The 12,167-nt window shown below is 39.7% G+C and carries 13 protein-coding genes and 1 tRNA gene; 3 read left to right on the plus strand and 11 right to left on the minus strand.

Annotation, left to right across the window (positions count from 1 at the left end; translation table 11 throughout):
* Window positions 1–67: 67 nt before the first annotated feature.
* The 8 genes from FHW88_RS26270 to FHW88_RS26305 form a co-directional block, all read right to left on the minus strand.
* Window positions 68–682, minus strand: coding sequence for a hypothetical protein (locus FHW88_RS26270; protein WP_090534867.1), 615 nt, complete (start codon window positions 680–682; stop codon window positions 68–70).
* A 259-nt stretch (window positions 683–941) separates the two neighbouring features.
* Window positions 942–1,331, minus strand: a complete 390-nt coding sequence (locus FHW88_RS26275; RefSeq protein ID WP_090534869.1) for a hypothetical protein — start codon at window positions 1,329–1,331, stop codon at window positions 942–944.
* Between the two features lie 59 nt (window positions 1,332–1,390).
* Complete coding sequence (locus FHW88_RS26280) at window positions 1,391–1,840, minus strand: hypothetical protein (protein WP_090534871.1); 450 nt, start codon at window positions 1,838–1,840, stop codon at window positions 1,391–1,393.
* 308 nt (window positions 1,841–2,148) lie between these two features.
* Window positions 2,149–2,646, minus strand: a complete 498-nt coding sequence (locus tag FHW88_RS26285) for a hypothetical protein (RefSeq protein ID WP_090534872.1) — start codon at window positions 2,644–2,646, stop codon at window positions 2,149–2,151.
* A gap of 123 nt (window positions 2,647–2,769) precedes the next feature.
* Window positions 2,770–2,979: a hypothetical protein gene (locus FHW88_RS26290; RefSeq protein ID WP_090534874.1), complete on the minus strand. Its 210-nt coding sequence runs from the start codon at window positions 2,977–2,979 to the stop codon at window positions 2,770–2,772.
* Between the two features lie 8 nt (window positions 2,980–2,987).
* Window positions 2,988–3,473, minus strand: coding sequence for a hypothetical protein (locus FHW88_RS26295; protein WP_139160083.1), 486 nt, complete (start codon window positions 3,471–3,473; stop codon window positions 2,988–2,990).
* Between the two features lie 964 nt (window positions 3,474–4,437).
* A complete protein-coding gene (locus FHW88_RS26300; protein WP_090534880.1) occupies window positions 4,438–4,785 on the minus strand; it encodes a response regulator transcription factor in 348 nt (115 codons plus the stop codon).
* 298 nt (window positions 4,786–5,083) lie between these two features.
* On the minus strand, window positions 5,084–6,940 hold the full coding sequence (locus tag FHW88_RS26305) for a DEAD/DEAH box helicase family protein (RefSeq protein ID WP_139160084.1): 1,857 nt from the start codon (window positions 6,938–6,940) through the stop codon (window positions 5,084–5,086).
* Window positions 6,941–7,606: 666 nt separating this feature from the next.
* On the opposite strand from FHW88_RS26305, the gene FHW88_RS26310 reads away from it, so the two are divergent.
* The gene (locus tag FHW88_RS26310) at window positions 7,607–8,053 is read left to right on the plus strand and encodes a hypothetical protein (RefSeq protein ID WP_090534883.1); all 447 of its coding nucleotides are present in this window, start codon (window positions 7,607–7,609) and stop codon (window positions 8,051–8,053) included.
* Between the two features lie 44 nt (window positions 8,054–8,097).
* On the opposite strand, the gene FHW88_RS26315 is transcribed toward FHW88_RS26310, so the two are convergent.
* Window positions 8,098–9,267: a site-specific integrase gene (locus FHW88_RS26315; protein WP_090534885.1), complete on the minus strand. Its 1,170-nt coding sequence runs from the start codon at window positions 9,265–9,267 to the stop codon at window positions 8,098–8,100.
* Window positions 9,268–9,302: 35 nt separating this feature from the next.
* Between FHW88_RS26315 and FHW88_RS26320 the strand changes: the two genes are divergently transcribed.
* Together FHW88_RS26320 and FHW88_RS26325 are read left to right on the plus strand one after the other, a co-directional pair.
* A tRNA-OTHER gene (locus FHW88_RS26320) sits at window positions 9,303–9,392 on the plus strand.
* 105 nt (window positions 9,393–9,497) lie between these two features.
* Complete coding sequence (locus FHW88_RS26325; RefSeq protein WP_112652622.1) at window positions 9,498–9,971, plus strand: hypothetical protein; 474 nt, start codon at window positions 9,498–9,500, stop codon at window positions 9,969–9,971.
* 404 nt (window positions 9,972–10,375) lie between these two features.
* Here FHW88_RS26325 and FHW88_RS26330 read toward each other — a convergent pair whose 3' ends face one another.
* Both FHW88_RS26330 and FHW88_RS26335 read right to left on the minus strand, forming a co-directional pair.
* The gene (locus FHW88_RS26330; protein ID WP_176628585.1) at window positions 10,376–11,161 is read right to left on the minus strand and encodes a helix-turn-helix domain-containing protein; all 786 of its coding nucleotides are present in this window, start codon (window positions 11,159–11,161) and stop codon (window positions 10,376–10,378) included.
* A 12-nt stretch (window positions 11,162–11,173) separates the two neighbouring features.
* Window positions 11,174–12,142: an SDR family oxidoreductase gene (locus tag FHW88_RS26335; protein WP_176628586.1), complete on the minus strand. Its 969-nt coding sequence runs from the start codon at window positions 12,140–12,142 to the stop codon at window positions 11,174–11,176.
* Window positions 12,143–12,167: the final 25 nt, after the last annotated feature.

The following is a 12,167-nucleotide window of genomic DNA, read 5'->3' on the forward strand; positions in this document are numbered from 1 at the left end:
AGATTTAGAGCGAAGATATTCAAAGAAATGCGGTGAATCAATGGGTTATCAGATAAATGAGCTTTAATTACCAAATCTTCCAAAAAGGCTTCTTTCCCGATGTTTGAGCAATTGGAGTTTGATTGGGCAAATCAACTATCGCACGTCTTGAAAAGTCAATATCCCAAACTTCGACAGTACTTAAATCTATCTCCCATAGTTTCAGGAAATCATTTATTTTAATGAGCATTGCCCTGTTCATATGTACTTGCCAATCATCGAGCAAATACTCCAGATGTGACTCGTTGCAAAATAAATGAAGTAGAATGAATGCTGTGTTATCATCTTGCGACGTAATATAGTCAACGAGTACATTAAAATCAGATAGATCTTGGTGAGTAGCCATAAACTCCATTTGAATGCGAACGCGCTCATCATTGCTTATTCGGGGAATGGCAACGAAGTCTTGTTGATTGTTATCAAACTGTTGAAAAAGGCCTGTAAGTAATTCAATTTCGAGATCTGTATATTGAGTTGTGTACTTTGTTTTAAAATCCTCTTCTAATAAAAGATGATCATTGCCTGCAATTGCACCCATTAGATTTAGCTGCTTGGCATAGTAGCAAACTTCATCACGATAAACTATCGGCAAACTCATCGCGGATGCGAGCCAGTTGATTTTATTTTGTTCCTGCTTCGTCATAGTCAATTTATTAAAAGAGCCTAATAAGTGATAGGCTCTAGTTGGGTTTTATTTAGCAATTAATTTTACCTTATAAAAAGGTGCCATTGATCGTTACCTTGTTTTAAGTTTGAAGTCGTCCGCCAGTGTTGCTATTCTTTGAACGTAAAGCGAAAATTAGGCATGTGGCTGCAAGGGTCATGGTAATCGTTTGTTTCATAGTTATATTTATCTTTTGGTTATTCGATAGGTCAGGAATGTTTTACGGATAAATCGCTTTTTACAGGGTTTCGTATAGAGTGAAATTCCTCGTCTTTTGGTTTAGTATTCCGATTCTTGAATAGTTGCCAAAATCTAATATCATGATTTGAAAGGCATTTTCATTCCGATCTAAGGCAATCCATTTCACATGTACGCCATCCTTTTCCTGTTGATTAATCTTTCTTACAAACTTATAAGACTCTCCTATTACGTCGAGTCCTGAGATTGTTAAAGCATTACTAAATAACAAGGCGCGAACCCCTTTAGGTAAATCTTTAAAAGGAGCTTTCTCTAAGGAGCCATCAGGCTTTACTTTCTGATAAGAGACTTTAGTCAGGACGTATTGGGTTTGCCCTAAGCACAAAATTGGGGTTGTAGAGATAAGTAGAATTAATAAAAGCTTATACATTGTGATTAGTTAAGGCACCGAGAAGTTTCTTCGGTAGGTTTTAAAAAATGATTTTATAATCAGTTTGCCAATACGATATTGGTACAATAATAAACTATCTCTTTGTGGAGATAATAATTCATGAAGCTGCACCTGCGAGAGATGTTATCTCTGCGGTTTGGGTTGCCTTTTGCCTGTTTATGGTTTTCTCTCCACCCAAGGTAAAATAAAGGCATTTCCCCATCAAAGCTAACTCCTTCCAGCCTGTTACCTAATACACGAAAGTTAAAGACGCCTTTTAACGCATAATCTTTCCAATCCGAATAGGTTGAAGCCCAAAGTGAAAAGTCGTTTTCTGTGGTGATTTTCTGCGATATTAGCTGGCTAAAAGAGTTGTTAAACAGAGTATTTAGGTTTTGCTCATCAATATTATATTCCTTCTCATTTATACGAACTCTTAGAGAGCGTTGCCCAAAAGATTTGGCATAAGTTAGTGAAACAATAAATAAAGCGATAATTATAGGTTTCATGATAATTTTAAGGTACCGAACAGCCCTTAATCGGTAGGTTTATAAACACGAAAGCGCAGGACTGAACTTAGTCTGCGCATCGGAGGCACCTAGGAGAGCCCTTACAGCAACAAACAAGTCTTCGCCCTACGCTTGCGCGTGGACGTCCAACTCATTTGTTTTTGCTGTTTTGTGAAATTTCCTAGGTTTCCCGAATGCAAAACAAACAAAGCTTAACGCTTATATTTTCTATTTAATGATATGTCTATGTAATGGTATGTTTGCGGTTTCCTCCTGTTTTTATGCGAAGTTAATAAACAGCCGTGACACTATGCCACGGCTTTCATGAGTTTTCTTTGTTTAACGGTTGGTTTGTAAGGTATGACAATCAGCTTATGCTTTTTATGATTGCTATCCTCAACTGCCTCGTATAATGCGGAGCAATCTGTAATAACATACTCCGTGTTAATGCAATCCTCAATGTTGACTGTAGTATGCTCGATAGCTGTAAGCTTATAAAGTAGCCTAACGAACTTCGCAGTAATTAGAGAGTATTCGCATTCCTCTTTAAACTGCTCAAACCCAAAGTGGATAGAATAACGTTCGCCATCGTTGCACTCAAGCGATAAGTAAATTATTGGATTGACAAGTTCATCAATAGTGTTAACCATTGTTCCAGGCTTATTGGAGCGGCACAAGGCACAGCGAAGCTCGTGCCTGAATGTTGATGAGAGTAGCTGTTTGGCTCCTTTAAGGATTTTGAAATATGCTTCTTTAACTGACTTATTATAAGTTAGTAATGGCGGATCATTTTGCTTGGGTTTCATAATGAGATTTGTTAAGGTTCGTAAATGAGAAAAGCCCTGGTTGATGAAACCAAGGCTTTTCGTGTGTTGCTCGAAGAGTTAATTGCGAAGTTTACCTTTTAATAGAATAGGGCTGAAAGGCACTTATCCTTCCTGCTCTTTAAATTCATAGAGGCGTTTCAGTGGCACAAAGTAGGCCGAATCAAGGTACTCTTGCTCGTCAAATGACTGGTAAAGTATGCATTCGGCCCGGAACCAATCTTCCTCCATTAATTCCTGTACGAAAGGCCATTTGATTAATACGTAAAGTTCATCTACCGATGTGGCATTGCTGAATTGATAAGGATTATTCATTGTAAGTTTTAAAGTGTGTGAATAAACTGTTGAGGTTGATAGGCCATAACGCCTTTGAAGAAAGTTGGCAAGTCCGGCTGTCGTGGTCTGTGCGAAGCTAATTTTAAATGGATGAGTAGCTTTAAGAGCTTCACAACCTCTGCCTCTTTAGCGTAGCCGGTGAAGTCATAATGAAGCTGCATATTGCAAGCTGCATCGCATTCAAGGTATAAATAGCCTTTCTCAAAAGCAAAGCAGTAGCATGCATGAGAATCACTATTATCGCCCCTGTAATCACGCTCAAAGTAAACGGTGCCCGGTTCAATGATGTGGGTCTTTAGCACTTGAAGTATGGCTAAGTAAGCAGCCATTGCATGTTCTACGGCAAGTACCATGTTGGTAGGATGGGTAGATGGTTTGACTTTTTTCCACATCTTTTGCTCCCGATAAGGCCATCTGCGGCTTAATGTTGATGGCGATTTTGATTTGTTGTCGTTTTCTGTTTGTCGTGTCATTGTTTGTTGATTAGTTATGGTTTAGAGATTTGATGAGTTTGAGTTTGGAGGCAAGAAATAGGATGGTGCAAGGCAGCACATATAGTTTAGTTATGGCAGCTTTAGGCTGCCAACCGATAAGGTTGCTTTTTGCTGCTTTGCTGACAGCCTTCTTGGCCTTCACACGCAAAGTCAATCGGCTTTCCATCGAGACAAGGTGAGGCGGTAGAAATCGAACCCCTTAAATCGCGCAGAACACTCTTGCCGGAAAATTAAGGAGCAGATGAGGTGTGTAGGGGGGCGTTTTATTTTGATATAGGGAGCAGGGGTGAAAAGAGTATACCGGGGGGGATTTGCTGTAGATGTGTATATTAGCCTTATAACCTAAATTGGATCATGATTATTAAAGCACTAGGTTACACTTTGAAGATATGGCTAACCAGCATCGTAATTAGTCCAATTCTTCATCTTTTTATTAACGGTATTACAGAACCTAACATGGGATATGCAAAGATTGGTGTTACAAGTAGCGTATACTTTATTTTAATGTCAATACCCTTTGGAATAATACTTTCAATACCAAGCTTTCTCTTATTGTGGTTAGCAGTTTATCTATTGATACGATTTGATGTGAAGACTAACCAGGCGAGGGGTCTATTATCCGTAATAGGCACAGCCCTTTCTTCCTTGGCGTTCTATATTGTATTTGGGTATGATGATCCGTCATCATACAAAGAGACAGTACTTTGGGCATTACCTTACTGTATAGTTATAGTGGCCTCTGTTTGGTATTATAGATTTGTTAATGAAAGTAAGTGAATTTGTCCAACGCTTTATTTAAAAGGGAAGCCTCGCTAATGACTATCCGAATAATTTGAGCAGTTTACCTTTTAATAAATGCGATTGAAATAGCATCAGCGCAAATAGCTTGTAAACAAAAATAGCTGCACTATGGCAGCTATTGAGGTCGAGTAATCTTGATAATTTACACAGTATGTTTATTTGTAACAGTTATAAATTCATGTAAATCGAATGGCCTTGTAAAGATATAAGCTGCGTTTAACTGCGAGATTGCTTCCGCTTCACGGGGATCGGCTATAACCATAAGTGGCCTGTTACCCACCATCTTTTCCTTAACATTATTTACGAATTCGCTTGCCTCATTGTCATGTTGAATGTCCAACAAAATGAGTGACAGTTCAGGTGTAATCATTTCTACAGAAGTCAGTTGTTTGCTATCGACAATACTAACTGAGTAGTCTTGGCATTCTAAAATTTGTTTAATCGTGTCGGCTGAAGTGTTATCGTTACTTATAAGTAATACTGTTTTCATCTTATTGTTTAAGCCTCAAAGATAGAGTAACAATGAAACATTTTTCAAAAGAAGAATCAATATGTCATACTTGAAATTTGAAAGGAGTAAAACAGTGTTTTTCTGTATAACTGTACTAAACATATGTTTTATCCAAGATGTTAGCAATACCGCATGTTTAGCATTAAAGAATGACTTAAAGGGTAGTTAGCTAACGATTAACCAATAACTATACATTCTAATAAATTCACAAACTTTGTAAATCCCTATAACAATGCACCTTTCTTAAATTAAATAGAAAATAGATACCCTAAATAAATCAAGCAGCCATCAGTATGTTAAAGTTGGCACGTATGATACGCAAGCCATTTTCCCGGATGCCTCTTGAGTTCTTAACCTTTCCTGTTTCAACTTGAAACCAGCCATTATCTTCAAGATGAGTAGCAGCAGCTATCCTAACCTTTCCATTTTCACTACGAATGTTTAAGCTGTTATACATTTCTTGCAACTTGCATTTAACATGTTGATTTGTGTATCCCTTATTCCCAGGCTTGAATTCCTGTTTCAATAGCTTGGCCAATTTTAGTTCTGCTCTTGTGTTCTCTTTAAGAATAATTTCTCTATCAACTCGCTTAACGTTATACTTCAATTTTATCATTGTGGCCTCATCTAGTAGTTCGTGGGCTTGATACGCGGTTGGATTCCTGCTTTTGATTTCATCTTCAATTGATTGTCCTATCGAAAATACTATACCATTTGCCTTCTTCCCTTTATATTCTTTAAGCTTTAGATAATCCTCTTCAAGCTGCTTAGCTTTTGACTTCCGTTTCTCAGTGCTCTTATTTTCAATTACATGATTTGCCTCAAGAAGTTCAACATTGAAGTATCCATCCTCCCAATCTTGCTTTATAAAGTTTATATGATTGTATATCTCGTTGTTTGCTGCTTCGTTTATTTGTTGATCGAGTTTCATAAGATTTAATTGTGCGATTTTTGTTTTGGTATCTCTATCTGCGTATTTGTCAACCTCGGTTTTCTCACTGAGTGTCATGCCTGATTTTGTGCGGTGTGCCACTCTTTCATTCCAGTGGTCTATCCCTAACCTGGCATCCTCTCGAAAATCAATTTTAAATTGCACAAGAGGTTTCAATTCTAAAAGTCCTTTATGGTCTGTGATATGGATTAATTGATATGGTTTATCGCCTTGAATTTCGCCTGATCGCAACCTGCCAAATGCTTGTTTGCCTTTTGTACTTGCACCTACACAGGTTTGAGGCCGATGCTTATCCGTCACTAAAATCATCGTCGCATTGATGTCACGTAAATCCCAGCCTTCAAAATACTTACTTGTGTAGAAGTTGATCTTCTTGTAAATGCCGTCTTTAGGCTCTGCAACAAAATAATTAATCAATTCACCAAGCTTTTGCATGTTCTTTCCGTCTTTATCATCCGCGCAAAAGATATTGCATTGTTCTATCGTTAATCTTGCCCGTTTGATCGCCGCTACAATTTGAGTAACTGAATTATAAAATATGTGCAGATTCCCAGGAAACTCATCACAGTTCTGAAGTATGTAGTCTAATGTGCCAACAACACTCTTTGCTTTCACCAACGTTACTTTACCCAATTTCTCTTCGAATTTGATTCGGTAATGGTGTAAGGATTTAAATCTTTCATCGCTAAATTCGTATGGGGTAGCTGAAATGATAGACTTGTTTTTAAATTGCCAGAAGTAATCGAATGGCGCTAATATGTCTTCACGGTATGCTTCGCTCACGAATGTGTGTACTTCATCGAGTAATAGAAACCATTCGCTAACGATTTCGTCATAACGTTTAACCTCTTCGGCTGCTTTCATTATTCTGCGCATCCCTTCAGGTGTAGTCATTATTTTATGTCCTGTCTTGCTTGTCATCAACATTTGTTTAATATCTTGATATGATACTAATCCATATACAATATCGATCTCGGGGTGCGCTTTTTGCTTACATAGCAGAATACTTATGTTAGGTACAGCTATAAGTGTGCATCTATCTTTATTTTTAATCTCCCCATAAGTTGCGCCTATACCGCAACGTCCTTTATCGATAAAGGCATTAATAGGCACGCCCACAGGCATTATTTTATCTAATCGGGTTTTAGGGGATACTACATAGGTAGTTGTTAATTTGTACAATTTTCATAGTCATTAAAGTTCTTCAGGGTTTATCTAACTTTTAAGAAGTGGTTGTATTCTTAAGGGTGAATCTAAAAAGTCAAAATTTCTAGAAAGTTGGGACAAAAGGAAAGATCAGTTAGCTAAACTGATCCCTAATTGACCCTGCCGATTGGCTATATTGACTTTGAATTTGTAGTACAAATATACGAAATCTTTACGATAAAAACAACTTAAATATCTAATAAGCAAATAGTTACTAAAATCCCAACTCAAGGTATTTAAGATCAAACAACGTTTCACTAATCTTATTAAGCTATTTAATTTACAATTCCTTTGCTTTATTAGTTTAACCAAGCTATCTTTGTCTTAACGGAGCGCTACTATGCTTTATCAACCTGTTCTCCGCTAGGCCGACACCAACCGACATTCCTATGGCCGAATCAATCAAAACGCTGCCTTTAGAGGCAAATGAATTTTTATGTTCTTTGACATGCTGAGGTCGTGTTTGACCTGTTGTTTTTAACTGTACAATCCAGCCAAAAAGTGCACGTTGAGTTGGAACCAAATACAGCTAGTTCTGTTTCGAAACGAATGAAGGGCCGGATACTGCTCTTTAGGCGTAAGCCTGTATCAAGATCCTTAACACAGACGAAAGTCTATTACCAATTATTGTTTCATTACAAAATGTCAAATCAAACTGAGCCTCAAGGTTCCCCTCTCACTCCCATTCAACAACAACGTTATGATTATCTTTTCCCGATCTATGGTGAATTATCGTCGACAATAGTTCGCAACGTGTTCGGCAAAGGCAAAACCTCCTGGAATTCAACTTTAGAAAAGATTGATTCTGTTATTGAGGCCAAGCCTAAAGTGAAAGAGTATTATAACGGTCTGTATGAGACTTTTGAGTTATATCAAGTCTACACTCCAGGGCAAATTATCGGAAAGGTAAATGAAGCTCGTAGGGAAATGGGATTAATCCCTTACACCGAAAAGATTAAGATACAATCCGAAGCTGACTTCAATTTGGTCTTCTTTGTACGAGAGCATTATGAAGATGTAGTGGTTGAAAAAGTTCCGGTGAAAGTGTTTAAGGGGTATCAACCTGTTGCGAAGGTGTTACCAGCTTAGAACTTGGAAGCCCATCCATTTGTACGGATGGGCTTTTTTGTTTATCAAAGCTCTAATAGAGGTGCATACTTAGCAAGTTGTTCACTATCAATCTCTCCTAAGTTTCTAAGATACTTTAATGTTACGGTTATTGCTGAATGGCCTAAAAGCTGTTGCAAAAGGTGAACATCTTTAGTTCTTCGATACAATTGTACCGCTGCTGTATGCCTAAATGAGTAAATGGTTTGATCTTCGAATATCAAACCTAATTTGTACATCTTCGCCCAGGCTCTTGACCATTGGGTGTTAAAGTAGTACTCATTAAAAGGTACTGCATTCAAGCTAAAGATATTGTCGTGTCTTCCCAAACCGGCAAGTTTTCCTCTAAGTTCTACTCGGATATATTCGGGAATGTGAACTACTCTTACCCTGCCACCTTTGTTTTCTTCACCGGATAGATGGACTTCGCTAAGATCGCTTTTAAAACTGCCCATCGTAAGTAATCGCACTTCTTCATGAGGCCTTAACCACGCTCCGTATGTTAACAGGCTACAGATGTAAAGGTTCGGATTGTTAACCTTCAAATAATTTAATATCGGTTTTAACTGCTTCTTTTCGTAAGCCTTATGCAGTACGGCTTTGGATTTCTTCTTTTGGGATTTCTGAATTGTTTCCACTGGTTGGTCTATCAGCCTCCCTGCTGCGGAAAACAGTACACCAAGGTCGCGCCTTTTGTTCATGTAGTATGTGCCCGATGATCGAAACTGATTTAGAAACAAGTCAATCTTTGATGCAGATATGAGCGTTATTGGCCCACTCAAATCCTCGTTTGACATGTATTTCTTAAACTGTCGGTAGATAGACTTTAAATTGCGTTTGTATTTCTTGCTTAGGTCAGATTGTAATTTTGCGCGAGTTGCTTTAAACAGCAGGTAGATACAGGAATCGTGTATTGGTAGTTCGTTCGGCTTCGCTATTTCCTGTAGTTGCGGCTTTTGTACAGGCTTCGTCTTTGTTAATGGATAGGAATTTGCTTCTAAGGCTTTGTGAAACTCGAATCTAAGCTTTTCCAGCAGTTCGCTTCTCTGTGTTAACGAAGTTGCCTTGTTCGGGCTGATGTGTAAGCCTATCTTTTTCCCATTGTATTCTCGGACTCGGTTGTTATTGAAATAAAAAGTTATGTAAGCTCTTTGGGTAAGATCATCGCTTACAACAATTGTAGGTATTGTGAACATACTTGGCGCGTTTTTGGCGCATTCAGTATTACAATATCCCGAAAATGGCCTTTAAATGCACTATCGAAGGGTTGAGCAACAGATTTCTAATCTGTAGGTCTTTGGTTCGAATCCAAATGGGATCACTGAATATAGCTGGATACATTGTATCTGGCTATATTTTTTTAAAATGAATTGCAAAAAGCCTTATTGGTATATTAGAGCGATATAATTTTATCCTTGTAACCAATATGAAACCTTATTTCAAAGTAATTACGACACTCTTCCTAATTAGTGTAGTAAAAGTATCTTTCGCTCAGACGCCTTCATTTGGCAATTATAAAACAAAAATATTTATTGGAAGAGCTGCCAAACTTAAAATCAAAGGTAATGCATTGGCAGAAAGATATAAGACAGCAATTTCTAATTCATATAATGACGATCCATATATCAGAAAATTCCATGGTAAAGGAGGGCTAAATTTCGCTGGTCATTATTGTTTCGCGTATTGGGGGTGCGGATCTGATTGTCAACAAAGCGCGATTGTCGACTTGCAAACGGGAAAGGTGTACGATGGGCCTACGGCTGCTCGTCAGTTCGAATATAGGCGCTGGAGTAGATTGCTAATTGTAAATAGACCAGGTGATAAAAGTGATTGCGCGGTTTGTCAGCCAGAATATTGGATACTTAATGAACAAACTAAACATTTTGTAAAGATAAAATGATGCCTTCATTTTGCTATTAGCATTCATACTTAAAATCAACTATCGCTAATCTCCATACACCACACCTTCCGGAATTTTGAGACTTGCAATCGTCTTCAAAATATCAAAAAACTGGTTCGTATGGCATCCAGTTGCGCTCACTTATAAGAAAAGCCGTTTCATATACATAGAAACAGCTTTTTTGTGCATGAGGGTACTTTTGAGGGCTAGCCCCATATCTTGAATAGACGCTCGTCGTATCAGCTTGTTCCGGAACACAGTGGTCAAGTTCAACAGAATCTCCACCTATCAACGAGTATCGTATCGACTTTATAGCCAGTTGTAAAAGTCATTGCTAAGTGAGTTTATGTGTGCTATTTCCCCGGTATGCGAGCTATAGACTATACGAAAGTCTGATGCTTTTTTTAGTAAAGCACAGCAGTCGGCGCAAGCCCGAATTGCTTTTTAAAGGCAAAGGAGAAATGGGACAGATTCTCGAAGCCCAGCTCAAGATAAATGTCTTTGGGCTTTTGGCTTTGCTGGTGGATGAGAAAGTAAGCTTCTTCCAATCGCTTTTTTGTCAGCCAGCGTCCGGGCGTGTCGTTATAGATTTGCTGGAAGTCACGCTTGAAAGCGGATAGGCTTCTGCCTGTCAGAAACGCGAAGCGCTCCAAAGGGACATTAAACCTGAAGTTCCGGGTCATGAAAGCTTCGATGTCTATCTTTTGCGGCACACCGAAGTTGAAGAATACGGCAGCAAGGCCCGGGTCGTTTTTGAGCAGGATCAATAGCAGCTCTTCCCGCTTGAGATCTGCAAAAGCTTCCTCGATCTCGGCCTCGCCCTTATAATAGGGTTCGAGGGAATTGATGAAGCTGGTGAGTAGCTGATCGTCCTTGACCGGCCGGATGGAATCGTCTGACGTGGCGATGCCGGTATCTACCCTGTGCCGGGCTAAAAACCGTTTTAGAAAAGCTTCATCCAGGACGATGACGATCTTTTTAAAGTCACCGTCCTGTTGCTGCTTGGTGTAGCGTAGCAAATGGTTCTTGCGGGCGATGCAGCTGTCGCCGGGATGAAAGTGGTAATGCTTGTCGCCACTGTATGCCAGCATTGAGCCTTTTAGGAGGTACAGAAAGAAATGATCGGATATTACCTGTTCGGGAGATATTCCGGGGCCTAAATGACAGGATTGCAGACTACTGGTGATCATGCTCAAAAATACTTAATTCAAAAGACTATCCGCACTTGCCAATATCACTTCTTCCTTACTGCGAGGATGCCAATTCAATACCCGCTGTGCCTTTTCGTTGGAAATGGCAATATAGAAGGATTCATCCAGCGGTTTCAGGTCGGCGATATTTCCGGAGTATTGCGGTCTTTCTTTCCGGATAAGCTCAGCCACGTCGTAAAGGCTCATGACTCCGATGGCTGTTGCCAGGAAGCGCTCGCCCGCTGCGGCCGGATGTGTCATTGCTTTGAGGTGAATATCGGCTACATCACGCACATCTACCACGCCAAAAGTGAAGGGCAGCGTTTCTTTGATCTGGCCATCCAATACGCCTTTCACAAAGCCGATAGAGGTGGAGAAGTCTTTTCCCAGGGCAGGGCCGAATACGCCTACCGGGTTTATTACGGTGAGTTCCATGCCGTCGCCCTCGCTGTTGATCCAGTCCCAGGCAGCTTTTTCGGCAATCGTTTTAGATTTAATGTAGGCGCGGTCTGTCAGTTCGGGGTCTGTCCAGTCTTCTTCGGTAAAGGTGTAGCCTTTGGGATCTTTGCTGTAGCCGATGGCGGCAAAGGATGAGGTTAGTACCACGCGCTTCACACCGGCATGGCGGGCGGCTTTCAATACCCTTAACGCGCCATCCCGTGCTGGTATAATAAGGTCGTTGGCATCTTCGGGTTCTTCGGCAGGAAATGGGGAAGCTACGTGCAGCACATAGGTGCAGCCATCAGCTGCCCGGTTCCAGTTTTGGTCATTAGTCAGGTCTGCTTCCACAAAGGCTAAGTTTTCAAAGGATTTGATTCCGGCTCCTTTGAGCAGGTTAATTACTTCGTCTTTTCTTTTTAAGGAGCGAAGGGTTGTTTTAACAGTGTAACCTTGTTGTAAGAGTTGAAGGATACAGTAGATGCCAATGAAGCCTGTGCCGCCTGTTACTAATACGGTTGGCTGTTTGATGTTATTTTCCATTTTGAATTTTCTTTTGACAAAGATG

The sequence above is a fragment of the Mucilaginibacter sp. SG538B genome (assembly GCF_013376065.1).
Lineage (GTDB): Bacteria > Bacteroidota > Bacteroidia > Sphingobacteriales > Sphingobacteriaceae > Mucilaginibacter > Mucilaginibacter rubeus.